The sequence below is a fragment of the Pelosinus sp. IPA-1 genome (assembly GCF_030269905.1).
Taxonomy (GTDB): domain Bacteria; phylum Bacillota; class Negativicutes; order DSM-13327; family DSM-13327; genus Pelosinus.
In genome coordinates, this window is record NZ_BSVC01000006.1 from 290043 (window position 1) to 307934 (window position 17892).

The following is a 17892-nucleotide window of genomic DNA, read 5'->3' on the forward strand; positions in this document are numbered from 1 at the left end:
TTAGCCTCCTTACTATTCTATTGAATGGATTTTCGGATGGCCCAAACCAATTTTTCGATTTCCGCAAACGTATTATAAAAGGCGATTGAGGGTCTTATTGTGCTTTCTAAACCAAAGCTACGCAGCGAGGGCTGGGCGCAGTGATGTCCAACACGTAACGCGATACCTTGGTTGTCTAGAAATTCGGCGATTTTTTCGGAGGGAAAACCTGGCACGACAAAAGACAAGATACCGGCTTTATGGTCTGATGTGCCTACGAGGCGTAGTTTAGGGATGTTGCCTAAGGCTTCTGTGGCATAGGACAATAGATTTTTTTCATACCTTTCGATTTTACTAAATCCCAGATTGGTGAGGTAGTCTATAGCAGCCCCTAAACCGACTGCTCCTGAGATATGACCGGTTCCCGCTTCAAATTTGTTAGGGAGGGAGTTGAACGTGGTATTCTCAAAGGTAACGTCTTTAATCATATTGCCACCGCCTTGCCAAGGTGGCATTTCTTCCAGTAGGTCTTTTTTTCCATATAACACACCAATTCCTGTCGGACCGAACAGTTTATGTCCGGAAAAGGCATAGAAATCAACCCCCAAATCCTGAACATTAGTTTGGAAATGGGGCAGACCTTGCGCTCCATCGACCAGTACTGGGATGTTGTGGTCATGGGCCATATCAATGATGGTTTTGATGGGTATGACTGTTCCTAGGGAGTTGGAAACGTGGGGGATGGCAATCAAACGAGTTTTAGGACTGAGCAGTTTTTCATATTCCTCTATAATAAGTTCGGCGTGTTCATTTACGGGAATTACCCGTAATATGGCGTCTTTTTCCTCGCACAATAATTGCCAAGGCACAATGTTGGCATGATGGTCCAATATACTGACGATAATTTCATCACCCGGACCAACGATCCTTCGTCCGTAACTTTGGGCTACGAGATTGATGGCTTCCGTAGCACCGCGCACGAATACAATTTCATCTGGGGAACTCGCGCCGATCAGATTCATAACTTTTTTTCGAGCCCCTTCATAAGCGTCAGTAGCTCGTTTGGCTAGTGCATGGGCGCCGCGATGTACATTTGAGTTATCTTGGGAGTAAAACTGAGCAACAGCGGTTATAACGCTTTGCGGTTTTTGGGTTGTGGCAGCATTGTCCAACCAAATTAGCGGTCGACCGTTTACTTGTTGGTGAAGTGCCGGAAAATCTCTGCGGATAGCCTCAACGTCTATTTCCTGACTAGTAAGTGTCGATGGGGCCGAACTTGGGGTCAAAAAATAGTAACTTCCAGTTTCATCAAAACTTGCTTGTGAATCGGGTAAGGAGGATGATGCCAATGAATTGCGGATTTCTGTTAGAAAGTTCGGCTGTGTTAATTGGTGGGAATTGATGCACTGCGTGGGAAAAGCAGTTTGCATACAGCTTTGCTTGGCTAGTTGGTCAATCGGGCTCCAGTTCCAGTGATTTTTCGCTGATACTAGGCCATCCTCTTTCGTCATAAATACCCCCCCTCTGTTGACTGAATGCTGGTATTTGTAGTGTGCTGCAAATGAAGCAAATAAGTATCTGCATAAATAATATTCGGGCGATTGTAGTATAGAACCAAATTGTGCAAACAAATGAGAAGATGTGGCAATTTTGTACAAATTGTCGCATCTTCTCATTTGTTTTATTGTTGAGATTGTAAAACTAAATCTTCTTAAAGGGCTTGCCTATTGGAATGGAAAAGTTGGTGTTTTGGAAGATTATAAACCAAAAGGCCAGGCATAAGCCTGGCTAGTAATAGAGATGAAAACGTTTTAAATAGGGTAGCCCTAATTTACCTATAGAAACATCTACTATACATAATATGATCAATGGTAAGTAAAGGTGATTGGGTGGTTAAAAGGCCCTCTAAAAAGAGAGCTAAGACCAGAAGGGGAGTATTGAGAAGTAGTATCTGGGGTGGCAGAGATAAAAGTCCAAAAAACCACCTGTAATTGCATATATTTTTAAAATTAGAGGATAATATTGTCTTTTATTGAATAAGATGGAAGTATATTTTGAATTTTCGGAAAAATACGAAGGGGGGGTGGTTGTGATAGAAACTACCACTAAAATATTTAGTAAGGATGGAACTGCAGCAATTGTTATATCCGATGATAGATTTCTTTTCTTAAATTTAAAAACAAAACAAGGTAAAACAATTGGTACAACAAGAAAGGAGGCAATGGAACAATTACGGAATATGGGTAAAATTGACGATTTCCCCAATATATGAGGCTAAGCATCCTTCGAGGGTGCTTTTCTTATGAAAAAGAGATAAACCACGCTTTGGCGAAGCGTGGTTGGCAAGAGGTTGGGGATTTAGTGGATTAGTTTATAAAACTTAACAACTAGAGGAAGAGTCATCGCAGCCGCAGAATAATAACAAGAGGATAATTATAATAATAATACAACTGGAACCACCGAAACCATTACGACCGCCTCCGAAACCACCGAAGCCCATAAGTATTCCCCCCTTTTATTTATAACACATTGTATGTTAGTAAAATGCAGGAGGTGAGTACTTTTAATATTTAGTTAATAAAAAGGTTCTTAAAAACAGAAAAAAGCTAGTTGAAGCGCTTTAATCAACTGAGCTATAACCAAATATAAAATAGGCCAGAGACATTTACTTGTCTTTGGCCTTATTTTATGACTACTTGTTCAGATTGATAACTTTGCTATTTTTAAAGCGCTTTCCATGCTTTTAGTCGATGCGATAAAACCTGCTTTGTGGCAAAATATGGCATCATCTATTTTAACTATGGAATTTATTTCTTCACTTGATTTGCCTTTAATAGATTCTAATAGATCTTTTCTTGCTTCGAAAGTATCAACAGTTTTCTTTACAGTCTGAATCTTATAATCGGTATTATTATCATCTGGAGAAATAACGAACAATACCTCATTATTTATATCTATTTTAAGTAATTGTTGGAGCCAGGGGCATCCGTTTTCTAAGACCATTATTTCCTTAATCGTTCTATTTTGAAAGGCCTCATTTACTATGGTCCTTGCTTTTATAACAGAAACTTGTTTACTTATTATTCTTTTTAAAACCTCAGTAGCATAGTGAACAGCTTCTTCAAATGCCTCATCTTTGGAATCATTTGAATCCCACGTAGGATTAAAACTTTGGATAATATCACTTATTGAAGTTACTTTAATTTCTGATTTTATATCTATGCCATTATCTGTAGCGTCAATTCCCTGGACTAAAGTTTTATCAACATAATCAAAAATTGAACTTATATCATTTTCTTCTAATTGAGAATTAAACTTTTGTATTACTCTTGAACCAAATTCTCTCCAGATTAGGCCACAAGAGGCATACGGAATATTATTTTCTCTTATTTCTTTATTTATTTGGTGATGGTCGAATTCTCCCAAGGATATATCATAAACCAGATCTATTTCTTTTAGTATGTTTTCGTCTCTTGTTCTTGTTACCTTTATATCCCCTAGCAGTAACCGAAGTATAGCGGTAGCCATAACATCGTCTGCATGGAATTTTCCGCTGTGTGTTCCTAAAGTTTTAATATTCTTTTCATTAATCATCATTTACCCTTTCCTATTCGAACTATTTATTATCATTCATATTTATATTATAAATATAGTATAGCATTGTTTAGGAAAATCTTATTCAATAACATGAATTTAAGTAAGTTTTCTAATAGTGATTTGACATAGTTTTTAGACGTTGTGAGCCTTGTAGTGTTTTTATTTTGAATATTTATAATTCCCATAATAGTGTTTTTTGACGAAATAAACTTTTAAATTTACAGTTATTGTAAAATGGTGTATATTAATGATAGACTAGTAGTTAATGGAAGGGAATGATTATAATGGCAAATACATATTATCATAATGGATATTGTGAACCAACAGATAAAGAAAGTAATACCTTGGTTAGTGATATAGTTATAATTGGTGGTTATGTTTTATCCATGATAGCTTTCACAGCTATAATATGGTATGGAGCTTCTATAGGAATTTATGTAGATCCTACGTCTATTTCCTAGTAATTGAGGGTTTGAAAGAACTAACTTTAGGAGAGATAATTATGACAAGGTTAAAGAAAATAGGTGCGTTTATCGTAAGGCAATTTGCAAGGCGGGGCGAATTTATACAAAAAACATGGTTTTATGAATAGCGAATCCATTGATATATGTCAGAAGTTTTGAAACCATATATAAGAAACGCACTCCTACGACAGGATATTTTTTGTGCAATTAATCCCGTCTTACTTTGGTAAGATGGTGTTTTTTATTTAAATGGAAAGTGAGAAAATAAAGCGGACATTGTATCGTAATGATTTTAGCAAATATGCAATAGAATGCAATGGCATCCGCCTAACTTATTATATATAAATATGCACACTACACGGCCTAGTAAGCCCTGTAGTATTTTTTTTATTCTTTAACCATATATTGATGTTCGTATTATTTAATGGGTAACTTCTTTTTTCGTATCGAAAAATAGCAAGAATAAGATGCAATGCGGGCATAGAATAAAGTACCCTCATAATAAGATGTATTGTATGAAACAGGGTTTAAATATCTATATGAGGGGGGAGTTGAATGGGGTATATATGGGCTATTATTATAGTTTATATGTTATCGATGGTTGGCATTGGGATTTATGCTGGGCGTAAACAGGTTAAGGGAGCAGAAGATTACTTATTAGCTGGACGGCGTCTCGGTCCGATTATGTTTGCAGGAACACTAGCAGCAACTGAAATTGGCGGAGGTAGCACCATTGGTGTTGCTGCGAAGGCTTATGGGAATTGGGGGTTATCTGCAGGGTGGTATGTTATAACAGCAGGTATTAGCATCCTGCTTGTATCTTTTATTGCACCTTATCTTCGAAGGGCTATGGCTACTACAGTATCTGAAATTATAGGTCGTCGCTTTGGTAAAAATGCTTATTTAATTTCTAGCATTCTCTCTGTTGTCTCTTTGGTGACATTGGGTGGTGTACAAATTACGGCGACTGCCACGATATTAAGTGTATTATTAGTCACGGACTTAAATTTAGCTATTTTAGTTTCAGGAGCAATTGTAACTTTTTATACGATGGTAGGTGGAATGTGGTCTGTCACTTTAACTGATTTTGTTCAATTTTTCTTTATTATGTTTGGTTTTGCATTTGCAATTCCCTTTGCTCTTGATAGTGTAGGAGGGTGGTCTTATGTTGTTGCGAATTTACCACCAGAACAGCTTAGTTTTACAAAAGTAGGTTGGCAAACGATCGTTGGTTTGACTGTAATGTACTATATGACTTTTTCTACAGGACAAGAAGCGGTACAACGCTATTTTTCCGCAAAGGATGAGAAGACAGCGGTAGTTGGTTCAGTAATGTGTGGTTTTTTAATGGTATTATATTCGTTTGTTCCAGCGATTTTAGGACTTATTGCATTGGTAACATTTCCGAATATTAATGCGAATAATGCGTTAGCAACAGTAGCTGTAGAGTTGACACCACCTTGGGTTGCTGGTATTGTATTGGCCGCAGTAATGTCGGCAACCTTGTCTTCGGCTTCGGGAGATTTTCTTGGCGCAGCAACAGTATTTACAAAAGATATTTGGCAACAGTACTTTAATTCAAAACTAAGTGACAAAGAAATTATGAAAATTACGAGATTAACAGTATTAATATCAGGAATTATTGGAATTGGCTTATCTCTTATGTCTCAGACAATTATTCCAATGCTGGTGTTTGCTTTTACGATGCGTTCAGCAGGGCCATTTGCTGCCTTTATTCTAGGGCTTATTTGGGAAAGAGCCACAAAGAATGCTGGACTTGCTTCTATAATAGTTGGTAGTGTTGTTGGTGCATACTGGCAATATCTTAAGGAACCATATGGCATTATGGCGATTATAGCAGGTTCTCTAGCTGGCTCAGTAGCTTTTGCAGTAACTACCTGGATTGAGCAGAATATGGGACGGCCTCCTGCTCCTCCGGCTATTTCTGAGGACATTAAAAGAAAGTATACGAAAGAAAATAAAATTTGGGATTAAATCAGAAAAAACCAGCAAGCAAATTTGAATTTACTTGCTGATTTCGAAATAGAATTTATTGATTTACGGGTCTGCTTGATTTTATTACAACGGATAAAGCCATTGAAGCTACTTTTTTAGAATCACTCGATGATGCTCCAAAATTTTTGGCTATGCTTCTAATTTCATTTTTAAACTTTTCCTCATCAAAATCAATAATCATAATGTCACCCCCTTTCGAGGTGAAATTTGGATCAGTATAATTGAGCAGTGCTCTTTATTTAAGATATGCGTATTTAACATAAGAGGTGAACTGAATGATTTGTGCTAGATGAGGCAAGTCATCGACGTTAATAATGCGCAGTGAATTGATCACACCAAAGACATAACTAGGAAGACTAATGCCGGCATCACGAATAAGACTAAGAAACAAGAGTCTGCCTTATCTAAAAAGGCATGAAAAAAGGCTCTCTAGAAGAGAGCTGAGAGAAGAATGGGAGAGATGTGTCAACGACGTGAGTATGCGTCAACATAATTATCCCCGATAAATAAGAGTTGTATACATAAAGGAGGAAGGAGGATAAAAAATATTAGAAAGTGATTTGCTGCAGCAGATCACTGTTTCATAATAAACTAGAAAATAGTTAAAATAGAAACTCAAAGGTGGACATAATCTGATCAAAGCTTTTCTGATCTTCATCTAGTTGGCTGAGGTTACCGTCACCCTCTACCCTAACAATAACCCCTTTTTTGTAGAAAAGGTAGCTAACTTTATATACCGATTTATTATTATCAACAGTTATAAAGCGTATGGCTTTGCGGTTGTCAACCATTATGATGTGCTTAGCTTCTAACTTACCTGCGTTTTCAATAAGAAAGTTTGCAAATCTGTCTATCTCTTCCTCACTAGGTTCTATTTCAGTATATCCAAGAGAAATATAAACTTTAATCGTGGAACTACTGGGTGAAGTTGCCCCAAATAAAGTTCCATGAAAGTTGCTGATTTGCCAGTCGTTGGGCAATGTGATGCGAAATGTATTGTGGAATCGATCCTCATACACACTTCCCTCGGACGCAAAGGTGCAATTTGTCATAAATACAATAAACAATATAACAAATAATAATATACGTTTCAAATGAAGCCCCCCTATTTCGGCACGTTGCAGAAAGATTTTATTAAAGTAAATACGTTCCCCTTTCGCTAAGGGATTTTCCACATTCCACCAATATATCGGTAAATGTTTGCTATTTCTTAAGTTTGAGTGACCTTGATAATGAAGGCGGGCGTATAACAATGACCTAAATGGAACAATAGAAGCAATTAGTAACTTTTAATTTAATTCTAGGTAATGATGCATATTAAATGATAGAAACCGCTTACAAATGTAGGCGGTTTTTATTGTTACAATTTGTATTAATTTGAACAAAGGAAATAATTACATTTTATCCAATATATGTAAAATATAAAAAGGATGAAATGGATGTGGATGAATGACTTCTCCAGTAACTCGAATAACGCCTATTTATAAAACTGAATTGAGAAAGCAACCCTATCAAAATATATATTTACCAAATAGGAAACCGAAGGAAATTTCTAAAGAAGTATTAAATAAAGAAATATGTAAGGAATTAGGTTCTAAAATTTCAGTGAGAATTTAAGGTTTTAGCGTCCTATAGGACGCTTTTTTTATGCAAAAAACAAACCACGCTTTGGTAAAGCGTGGTTGCAAGAGGTTGGGGATTTAGTGATTAATCTAGAACAATTAGCAACTAGAGAAAGAGTCTTCACCGCCACAACATAAGAATAAGAGGATAATAATAATAATAATAATACAGCCGGAACCGCCAAAGCCGTTGCGACCGCCTCCAAAGCCTAAACCCATAAGTATTCCTCCTTTATCTTTACTCATATATTGTATGTAGTTAAATGCAGAAGGTGAATACAATGTACCTTAATAATTAATTTAATATAGTTTTAAGTAAGCCATTGGATGAAAGAATTAACAGTGGCTATTTCTAGTTAAAATTCCATGAAAAATAGAATTTGGTGAGGTAGTTTAGTTCACTAACATGTGAAACTGGTATAATAGAAATAGTAGAAGTAGACACTAAAAAAGGCTGCCTCTCGTAGATAAATAAAGTAGATAACGAAAAGTCGTAGAATCGTTATGATTTTAGCTAAGATATACAAAGAAAAAAGGCGAAGGAGATACGACGATGGAGAGAAAAACAATATCAGATACTGGATGGAACTTAGATAGCAGTTATGCCTGTTTGCCGGATATGTTTTTTACTAGATTAGCCCCAACCGCTGTACGTTCACCGCAATTGGTTATTTTCAATTATCCGTTAGCTGCGTCACTAGGGTTGAATACCGAGGCGCTGCAAAGTGAAGATGGCATAGCGGTATTTGCTGGTAACCAGATTCCAGAAGGTGCTTCGCCTCTGGCTCAAGCTTATGCAGGTCATCAATTCGGAAATTTTGCTTTGTTAGGGGATGGGCGGGCTCTGCTGCTTGGCGAGCAGATTAATCCTCAAGGTCAGCGGGTTGATATTCAGCTCAAGGGCTCAGGAAGAACGCCATATTCCCGCCGAGGCGACGGTCGAGCGGCACTTGGTCCAATGCTGCGTGAATACATCATCAGCGAAGCAATGCATGGTCTTGGTATTCCTACTACCCGCAGCCTAGCGGTGGTGACAACAGGTGAGACTTTAATCCGCGAAACCTATCAGCCAGGTGCAATTCTAACCCGTGTGGCTGCTAGTCATCTGCGCGTTGGCACCTTTCAGTATGCTTCAAACTGGGGCACTATTGAGGAGCTCCGGATCCTAGCTGATTATACATTACAACGACATTTTTCAAACGTTGACATTGCTCCGAACCGCTATTTGTCTTTGCTTCAAGAAGTGATCAAGCGGCAGGCCGTATTGATTGCCAAATGGCAACTGGTTGGCTTTATTCACGGGGTGATGAATACGGACAACATGACCCTTAGTGGCGAAACTATAGATTATGGTCCTTGTGCCTTCATGGATATCTATGAACCAGCAACGGTATTCAGTTCTATTGATATACAAGGTCGCTATGCTTATGGCAATCAGCCGCATATTGCTGCATGGAATCTCGCGCGATTTGCTGAAACCTTATTGCCATTGTTGCATGACAATCAGGAGCAGGCTGTCAAGTTAGCCCAGGATGCAATTTCAGATTTTACTGAGTTGTATCAATCTAATTGGCTTGCGGGAATGAGAGCCAAACTGGGAATATTTAATGAAGAAGAACAGGATAAAAATCTTATTGAAGACCTTCTCGGTATGATGAAGAAGTATGGTGCGGACTATACCAATACCTTCCGCGCATTAACTTTTGATACGCGGCCTGATATGGAACTGTTTGGCACCACAGAGTTTGCTCAATGGCATGAGTTATGGCAGGCGAGGCTAGGCAGACAGCAGGAAGTAGAATCCTCCTCGCATCAGTTGATGCAAAACAGCAATCCAGCAATAATCCCTCGCAATCACCGAGTAGAAGCCGCGCTAGAAGCCGCGGTGCAAGGAGACTACAGTGTAATGGAGCGGCTTCTTGATGTTCTGGCAAGCCCTTACGCATATTCCCCCGAACAGGCTGAGTACTCTACACTGCCAGCGCTATCAACCCATCCTTACCGAACTTTTTGCGGTACCTGACGCAGAAGTAAAGGGAAGATGGTAGAGAGAGAGTACCATGGCGGAATTCAAAAAAAGCCACTACTGGTCATTACGACTGGTAGTGGCCCTTTTACGTTTTAAAAGCGGCACTGCTTTTAAAACGTCCCTGGAGGCCGCTATAAAACATATTATAGTAGTTACCGTTTTTTACTTTAGGTATTTGGGTGATTGGGCTGATCTATACTAGCAATATAGGCAGCATTTTTTATATCCTGTTGTTTGTCTTTGGTTGATCGTTGTTGTTGCGAGTTATTGGCTTGTTGCGAGTTACTGGCTTGCTGCGAGTTACTAGCTTGTTCTTGTGTCATGTGATCACCTCCTGACCATATTATTTACGCATAGTGATTGAGCTATGCAATTGGTATTGGATATACGTCGTACCTTAATTGGTAGGGCGGTGTTTTTTATTTTGAAGATTGTGTTATAAAAAATGATAAATAAAGTATGTATATAGTAAGACTGTTCAAAAACATACATAATTGGAGGGGGAGAAATGTGGTTCGATGGGCCTGATGTGCTTGAAGTAGGAGTTATTTTAATTGTAATAGCTGTTATATGTATCTTTTGGCTAAAACATTCGGATCGTGCTTAAAAGCATCGCAACTACAGGCACTGCAAGGCTTTTGTGAACCTTGTAGTGTTTTTAGTTTCAAGTAGTTAGAAGCCCGACTTAAAGTTGATTAATCAACTATTATTAATTCATAGGTAATTATAATTAGTACAACCCAAGGAAAATAATGCGAAGCATTGGATAATAAAGTACAGGCAGTCGTTAAATCCATTATAAAAATCTCCTCTAAAAATAAAATAGAGTTTAACTATACCAACAATTAGAATAAATGTAAAGTATTTACATTTATTCTAATTGAATATTTAAAAGAAAATGGAAATTAATAATGTATTTCTTTGGAAAATAGAAGGTGAATTAAAGTGTAATAAAGAAGAGGACGAATATGGAATAGAAAGTATGATATAAGTGCAGCTTGTCATGCATGAGATAAGAGGCTGAGTATGAAATTATGCAATTTGAAACCAAATCGACACTTACAACCATATGTTAGTCGTTATTGGTTGTGGGAGAATGAACCGAATTTACCTCAAATTATGCCCGGTACAGGAACTGAATTAATGTTTCATTATTATGAACCATTCGCTGGTAGAAATCAGAAGAATGAAATTTTTGTAGCGCCTAATTGTCATATTATATCTCCGCGTTATGGGTGTTATCATATAAATCCAGCAAGGTATAGCGGTTTTATTTCTGTGAGGTTTCGTGCAGGTGCTTTTCGCCACTTTTCTAGAGAATCAGGTAATGATTTAATAGACCGCTTTATTGATATTAATGAAATATGGGGAAAAAAAGGGCAAGAATTTGGACAACGGGTACTAGATGCAAAAAGTCTCCAGGAAAGGATTATTATAATCGAATATTTTCTTATGAGGTTCCTCGAAATGTATCGTCGTCCAAATTCATGGTTAGATGCAGCGGTAAAAAAGGTGTTTTATGGCTGCAGTGATGTAGTACTGAAAGAAATAAGTAGTGAATTATTTATTAGTGATAGGCAACTTCAAAGAAAATTTAGGGAAGCAGTTGGTGTTAGTCCGAAAACTTTTCAACGAAATTGTCGTTTTGAAACGGTATTAAAGCATTTACTACTTAACAAAGAAACAGATTATCTAACGAGTGCACTGGAACACGGATATTATGATCAATCCCATTTTATTAAAGAGTTTAAGACGTATGTAGGAGAATATCCATCTTTATTTTTACACGAGGAAAACTTTATGTCGCATTTTTACAATAGAAAATTGTTTGATTGATATAGTATTAGGAACGAGTGAGTTTAGGGTCGCGTATCCCAATGAAGGTTTTGCATCTTGTGCTCGCCATTTTTTTTATTAGGAGGAACTATTTTGAGTTTAAAAGCGGCATTTATATTTATTGCTCCGGAGAATGATGAGAAAATTCATAATGCAATTATTAATGCTCCGGTTGTACAATTACATGTTGTAGGTGTGGAAAATTATCAGGAAGGTGAGCTAGTCGCTAGAAGAATGGTTGAACAAGGTATCGAAGCTATTGAACTCTGTGCAGGTTTCGGAATTGAGGGAGTTGCGAAGATTAAAGCAGCAGTAAAAGGAAAAGCAATAGTTGGTGTAGTAAGATTTGATAATCACCCAGGTTTTGAATTTAAAAGCGGTGATGATCTATTTTAGTGATTTAACCGACTATATAAGTTATATATTATGTATCTTAAATTTCAAGAATATAACATAATCCTGCAGGAATTTAACAATATTGAGCGAAAATCAATTAAAAGTATATAAATGGCAAACCTTCTGAAAAGAAGGGACGCAAAGCTATGGGTCTAAGGACGATTAAGTCTATGATTGCCAGGTTGCATTTCTTGAAATGCAACCTGGCAATTTTTTTGTGTAAAAATTGATGTTTGTTGCCAGTTTTCATCAAAAGGAATTAACCTGTATAAGTACTGTAGCAAGCTTTCAGGTGAATGAAACGTATGTAATGGGACAACCAGACGTGACTATGAAAAATACATCTTATCAGGACGGTGAGTTTTTTAAGTGAAAAAGGTTTTTATATTACTGTTTTCGGTTGCAACGATAGTCGGTATACCAATAAATGAGCACGGGGGAAACGTGGTATATGCTTCAAATGAAGTAAAAATCGAGGGTGGCAATAAACTTTCTGTAATACCAGGAAATACAGAAAAATTTAAAGCTGAATTTGCATATGAAATGGCACAAATTACAGGTAAAATATTATCTACCCCAACTACTAATGTCGAAAACTTTAAAGTTGAGTTTGCGTATTCAATTGCTAGGGTCACAGCAAAAATAATGCCAATTTTGCCCAACGACCAGAAAAATGAATTCGCATATAAAATGGCACAAATCACAACAAAAATAATTAGTGACCCAAACCTAGATGTTGAAAAGGCTAAAGCTGATTTTGCATATGAAATTGCGCAAATAACAACGAGATTTATAACGAATCCAGATAAACTCACTACTGATAAAAACACAATGCTTACAATAACTAATGACTATGTTGATCCGAAAACAATGCTTAGGAATAATGCAGATATCGAACCTAAAACAGTAGTTCAGATGAACAATACGGAAATTAAAGAAAAAGCAAAAAGTAATACAAATTATATCTCACCGGAAACGTATACAGGCCTTATAGATGATTTGAGTCATGTAGGTGACCGGAGCAGTCAATTGGACAACAAAGTAAAGATTGACGGAGAAATTCGTTATCATTACGCTTTGAATAGTGGTCCTGGGCAATTAGATCGGGATTCATCTGGAATTCGTGCCCGTATTGGTTTTAATAGTGCAGTGAATCAGGATTGGCGTGCCTATGGTATGTTGGAAGGTCAAAAGAATGTAGTAAATTATAATAATGATTTCAAGCTTTCACATCTATATGTGGCGGGAAAAAGCGGCGAATCAATGGTGACAGCCGGTTCCTTTGGTTACCTTATGGCGGACGGTAATATTTATGATAGTGACTTTAAAGGCGTAAAAGTTGAGTTTGGAGATCCGATAAAATACACAGTAAGTTATGGCGAAACCGACTATACGAAAAGAACATTCATAGCAACTGCACGGTATAACGATATTGATTACAATCTTGAAGTCGGTGCTCATCACTACCAAAAGGATGACGGCGATCACAGTCAAAACACAATCTGGACTCTTGGTGGAAATTATAATTTCAGTAATTTTGGTTTAGGGGCCATGGCTTTGGGATCTACTTTGACAGACAGCAAAGGTTATGTGCTTAGTGCTACCTATGGAGAATTAAAAACATGGAGGCCGGGTACCTATGGAGTATTTGCCAAATATTATAACCAACCCCAGGGCACGTATATTGCTCATGGAATGAATGGCATAGGTAACTCTATGCAAGGATTTAAAGGCTATGGCTTAGGAATCAACTATACCTTGACAGAAAATGTTGTTACAGGTATCGAATATTATGGACTAAAAGACAAAATCAGTGGAGAACAAGGCGACACATGGTGGAGCCACTTAACTCATTATTTCTAAATTAATAGGTAGGTGAAATGAGATAGGGATGGAAATATTTGAAAGAATTCGAATGAAAAAAGATTTTTTGGCAGTTGTAGGACTTGGCTATGTAGGGCTACCTGTTGCTATTGCATTTGCTGAAAAAGTTAAAACTCTGGGATTTGATACCAATCAAGAAAAAATCAATGTCTACAAAAAGGGAATTGACCCTACTAAGGAAATTGGTGATGAGAAAATTCAAAGTACGGCATTGAATTTTACTACGGATCCAACTAGGTTAAGAGAAGCCAAGTTCATCATTGTTGCTGTTCCAACGCCTGTCAATGGAGATAAAACACCAGATTTGGCGCCGATTGTTAATGCTAGTAAAATAGTAGGGCAAAATTTATCAAAAGACAGTATTGTTGTTTTTGAATCTACAGTATATCCGGGCGTTACAGAAGACGTTTGTGTACCTATTTTAGAGAAAGAATCAAATCTGGTATGCGGAAAAGATTTCAAGATTGGTTATTCTCCGGAAAGAATTAATCCTGGAGATCGAGTACATAAACTTGAAAATATTCAGAAGATCGTATCTGGTATGGATGAAGAAACTGTAGAAAATATTGCGGCTGCCTATGAGTTGATTATACAGGCAGGTGTTTATAAAGCACCCAGCATTAAAGTTGCGGAAGCAACAAAGTTGGTTGAAAATGCCCAAAGAGATATTAATATTGCTTTTATGAATGAATTGGCAATGGCATTTAATCGAATGGGCATTAATACCAAAGAGGTTATCGATGCTATGAATACCAAATGGAATGCTTTAGGTTTTTATCCAGGATTGGTAGGCGGACATTGTATCGGTGTCGATCCGTATTATTTCATCTATCAAGCAGAAGTGCTAGGTTATCATTCCCAAATTATTGCGGCCGGTAGGAAAGTTAATGATAATATGGGTCTTTTTGTAACTGACAACGTAATAAAGAAAATGATTCAATCTGATATCAATGTCAAGAAATCGAATGTTTATATTATGGGGATTACCTTCAAAGAAAATTGTCCGGATATGCGCAATTCAAAAGCCGTTGATGTTTTTAAATACCTTGCTTCATATGGAATCAAGGTAAAGGTAGTAGACCCGGTCGCAGATAAGGCTGAGTTCAAGAAAGAATTCAATATGGAACTTGTAGATATAAAGGATGTTCGAAATGCTGATTGTCTGGTGTTCTTAGTAGCACATCAGCAATTTAAAGACTTACAGATAGAAGACTTAGAAAGTATGTTAAAGCAACAAAAGCAACAAACAAAGCATGTAATTATTGATATCAAGAATATATTTGATAAAAAGAACATAGAAGAGAAGGGCTACTCTTATTGGAGTCTTTAATGATAAGGGGATGATATACGTGAAAAATAAGAAAATTGTATCATCACTGGTTCTGCTTATAGGTATTTGTCTAATGGGGGTGCTTTTCTCCAAAGACTTCTTTACAACGCAGACAGCCGGCGACTATCGCAATATTACCGATTTAGAAAATTCCTATAATGCCGATGCAGAAGCTGCACAAGCTTTAGCGCAGCTTAAAACAAGTCAGGAGAAAGCAACGGTTATTACACATAGCAATAGTGGACAGCGCCATATTGCATTGACTTTTGATGGATTAACAGATCGCACAAGTGTACAACAAATTTTGGACTTATTAAAAAAATACAATGCAAAAGCGACTTTTTTCGTTGATGGGATGCAGACTGCCGAAGACCCTCAAACTGTTATAAACATTAAAAAAGAAGGACAAAGAGTCGAAAATTATACACTCTTAGGCATGGTTAAAATGGAAAATCTACCTGTGGAAAGGGTAGTTAAAGATTTTTGTCGTGCGCAAAAAATTATTAAGGTGACCACCGATCAAGGGGCAAATCTTTTAAAATGCAATGAAACTAAATATACGGATCAATTGCTTCAAGTAGTGAAAGCCACTGGGTTTAACAGTGTTGTAAAAAGCGATGTTTTCTTAAATGTGAAACAAATAAACTCTCTTCCTACAGCAGACAATTTCGTTGGTAATATCAAACCGGGGAGTATCGTTTCTATTAAACTAAAAGCTAACCCCGAGCCGGTTGTTAATGAACCAGGAAAAACAAACTTAAAACCAGCTATAGACAAACAGCCAGGTTTAAAGGTGTTGCCACAATCAACAGACTTGGGAGAAAAAGAAATTATTGATGCGGTAGAAAAACTGTTAATTGCGCTGAATAAAGCAAATTATACTACAGTCTATGTGGAGGATTTCTCAATAACCAATTCTACCCTAAAACCAGTAAACACCACCCAATTGCAGAATCGCAATGAGGTTAAAGTAAATAACGCTTTTTCCTTTATGCCTAAAATCACTGATTTTTTACGAGAACAGATCGTGGCTTTGTTTACCTGTCGGACAGCTTATGCAGCAGAGATTGTAGATAACAATGCTAAAGAAATTAAGATAGTTTCAACCACAGAACCAGCTCTTTCCTATACATTCGGTGGATTGTCCAAAGAAGCAGTAGTGAATGACGTACTCGGAAGATTGAATAGCCTTGGCATTAAAGCAACCTTCTTTGTAGCGGAAATAGAAATGAAAAAATATCCCGAAACACTACGGAGAATTATTGCAAACGGGCACGAAATTGGTGTTGCAATAAGACCAAAAGAGGGGGAAACAATCGAAGAAACTCGCAATACTATTATACGTTCCCGTAATATCTTGCAAGAACAGTTTGGTGTGAAAACCAATTTGGTTAAACAACCATGGGGTGCCGTATTAGATAACACAAAAGAAGCTGTTTTTAGCTTAGAATGCAAATTAATTGGTCAGTCAATCAATGTTGTGCAAAGCAAACATAAAGATTATACCTCCGCAGATCAGGTTATGGTAGAAATTTTCGGTAAATCTATATTTTCATTAGCCCGCGGACAGATCATACATTTTAGAATGGATTACTATACCAATGATCGATTGGTTGGTGATTTGATGGAAACAATTAAACAACGCAAAGTGGATAACATTGCCTATGCAACATCTTATGATAATCCTGCAAATAATCCTGCAAATTATTCTCAGTATATGATTAAACCAGTCGGAGAAATTCTTAGTAATACAAAATTTACTTATCAATACCCAGTCGATCCGAAAAACATTCCAGTACGATTAAGAAATGATGTTCATAGGTTAACGATTGATCAACACAATTTCCTTGACGAAGTTTCCAAACGCTATATCGGCAACGAGGATGTTACTTATGAAGATCGTATGCTCGGTTTTTCAAAAATGGAAACTCGTCATCTTGATAAGAGTGGTTTAATACAAACAGAAGATAATGTTATTTTCTTAACCTTCGATGACTGGGGGACGGATGCGGCAATTAATAAAATTTTATATGTCCTGCATAAGCATAATGTCCCAGGGACATTCTTTGTTCTTACAAATAATGTATTGAATAACCCGAATTTGCTTCGAACAATTGCCACGCAAGGTCATAATATCGGTAGTCATTCTGACAAACATAAGCCAATGGCAGTTCGTGATCCGAAAACAGGTAAGCAAGTCATAACCCAGAATAAAGAAGAATATACGAAGGATCTTGCCACAGCATATCAAAAATTGCGAGATGTTACAGGTGATGTAACAATTAACGGCAAAACTGCCTTGACCAGATTCTTCCGTCCACCAACGCTGGCAATCAGCAAGATGGGGGCTGAAACATTGTTTGAAACCGGTTACGAGTATATTATTTCTGGTTCGTGTAGCACATACGATTATAAGGCCCAGAGTATTCCTGAGCTTGTAGAAACTATCAAAGAAGGAGTATATGCAAAAAATGGTAGTGTGAAAAAGGGTGCTATTTTAACTATGCATATGGGGGACAGCTGTATCTACACTCCAACAGCGTTAGATATATTACTGACTGCAAATGAAGGAAAATCTGATACTGATCCTTCCAAGTTTAAAGTTGGCAGGCTATCTGACTATTTAATTGATGGCTATTCGCAAATAAATCGAAAAAAGTCACTGAAATTAACTAGCCATGATAAGGATTAAAAAAAATCAGGAAAAGAAAATCTATGGTGAAATGGCGAGAGTGATTT

At 37.1% G+C, this 17892-nt stretch carries 14 protein-coding genes and 1 riboswitch; of the genes, 9 read left to right on the forward strand and 5 right to left on the reverse strand.

The window, feature by feature from the left end:
* Positions 1 to 17: 17 nt before the first annotated feature.
* Entirely contained in the window at positions 18 to 1490 is a 1473-nt protein-coding gene (locus QSJ81_RS16440) for a SufS family cysteine desulfurase (protein ID WP_285718440.1), read from the reverse strand.
* Between the two features lie 578 nt (positions 1491 to 2068).
* Between QSJ81_RS16440 and QSJ81_RS16445 the strand changes: the two genes are divergently transcribed.
* Positions 2069 to 2251 carry a hypothetical protein gene (locus QSJ81_RS16445; RefSeq protein ID WP_285718441.1) on the forward strand — a complete coding sequence of 61 codons (183 nt, stop codon included), beginning with the start codon at positions 2069 to 2071 and terminating at the stop codon, positions 2249 to 2251.
* A 428-nt stretch (positions 2252 to 2679) separates the two neighbouring features.
* Here QSJ81_RS16445 and QSJ81_RS16450 read toward each other — a convergent pair whose 3' ends face one another.
* Positions 2680 to 3576 carry an MYG1 family protein gene (locus tag QSJ81_RS16450; protein WP_285718442.1) on the reverse strand — a complete coding sequence of 299 codons (897 nt, stop codon included), beginning with the start codon at positions 3574 to 3576 and terminating at the stop codon, positions 2680 to 2682.
* Between the two features lie 284 nt (positions 3577 to 3860).
* Between QSJ81_RS16450 and QSJ81_RS16455 the strand changes: the two genes are divergently transcribed.
* A complete protein-coding gene (locus QSJ81_RS16455) occupies positions 3861 to 4037 on the forward strand; it encodes a hypothetical protein (RefSeq protein WP_285718443.1) in 177 nt (58 codons plus the stop codon).
* A 558-nt stretch (positions 4038 to 4595) separates the two neighbouring features.
* Entirely contained in the window at positions 4596 to 6035 is a 1440-nt protein-coding gene (locus tag QSJ81_RS16460; RefSeq protein WP_285718444.1) for a sodium:solute symporter family protein, read from the forward strand.
* Between the two features lie 55 nt (positions 6036 to 6090).
* Here QSJ81_RS16460 and QSJ81_RS16465 read toward each other — a convergent pair whose 3' ends face one another.
* Positions 6091 to 6237, reverse strand: a complete 147-nt coding sequence (locus QSJ81_RS16465) for a hypothetical protein (protein ID WP_285718445.1) — start codon at positions 6235 to 6237, stop codon at positions 6091 to 6093.
* A gap of 421 nt (positions 6238 to 6658) precedes the next feature.
* Complete coding sequence (locus QSJ81_RS16470; RefSeq protein WP_285718446.1) at positions 6659 to 7150, reverse strand: hypothetical protein; 492 nt, start codon at positions 7148 to 7150, stop codon at positions 6659 to 6661.
* A 1081-nt stretch (positions 7151 to 8231) separates the two neighbouring features.
* Between QSJ81_RS16470 and QSJ81_RS16475 the strand changes: the two genes are divergently transcribed.
* Positions 8232 to 9701 carry a protein adenylyltransferase SelO gene (locus tag QSJ81_RS16475; protein ID WP_285718447.1) on the forward strand — a complete coding sequence of 490 codons (1470 nt, stop codon included), beginning with the start codon at positions 8232 to 8234 and terminating at the stop codon, positions 9699 to 9701.
* A 173-nt stretch (positions 9702 to 9874) separates the two neighbouring features.
* Here the strand turns inward: QSJ81_RS16475 and QSJ81_RS16480 are convergent, their stop codons facing one another.
* Complete coding sequence (locus QSJ81_RS16480) at positions 9875 to 10030, reverse strand: hypothetical protein (protein WP_285718448.1); 156 nt, start codon at positions 10028 to 10030, stop codon at positions 9875 to 9877.
* A gap of 703 nt (positions 10031 to 10733) precedes the next feature.
* Here QSJ81_RS16480 and QSJ81_RS16485 point away from each other — a divergent pair.
* The 5 genes from QSJ81_RS16485 (at position 10734) to QSJ81_RS16505 (ending at position 17845) form a co-directional block, all read left to right on the forward strand.
* Positions 10734 to 11543, forward strand: coding sequence for a helix-turn-helix transcriptional regulator (locus QSJ81_RS16485; RefSeq protein ID WP_285718449.1), 810 nt, complete (start codon positions 10734 to 10736; stop codon positions 11541 to 11543).
* Positions 11544 to 11636: 93 nt separating this feature from the next.
* A complete protein-coding gene (locus QSJ81_RS16490) occupies positions 11637 to 11939 on the forward strand; it encodes a DUF6506 family protein (protein WP_285718450.1) in 303 nt (100 codons plus the stop codon).
* Between the two features lie 103 nt (positions 11940 to 12042).
* A riboswitch (cyclic di-GMP riboswitch) is annotated at positions 12043 to 12129 on the forward strand.
* A 179-nt stretch (positions 12130 to 12308) separates the two neighbouring features.
* A complete protein-coding gene (locus QSJ81_RS16495) occupies positions 12309 to 13802 on the forward strand; it encodes a porin family protein (RefSeq protein WP_285718451.1) in 1494 nt (497 codons plus the stop codon).
* 28 nt (positions 13803 to 13830) lie between these two features.
* Positions 13831 to 15153 (forward strand): nucleotide sugar dehydrogenase, encoded by a 1323-nt coding sequence (locus QSJ81_RS16500; RefSeq protein ID WP_285718452.1) that lies wholly within the window; start codon positions 13831 to 13833, stop codon positions 15151 to 15153.
* A 19-nt stretch (positions 15154 to 15172) separates the two neighbouring features.
* Positions 15173 to 17845, forward strand: a complete 2673-nt coding sequence (locus tag QSJ81_RS16505; RefSeq protein ID WP_285718453.1) for a polysaccharide deacetylase family protein — start codon at positions 15173 to 15175, stop codon at positions 17843 to 17845.
* The last annotated feature ends 47 nt before the right edge of the window (positions 17846 to 17892 follow it).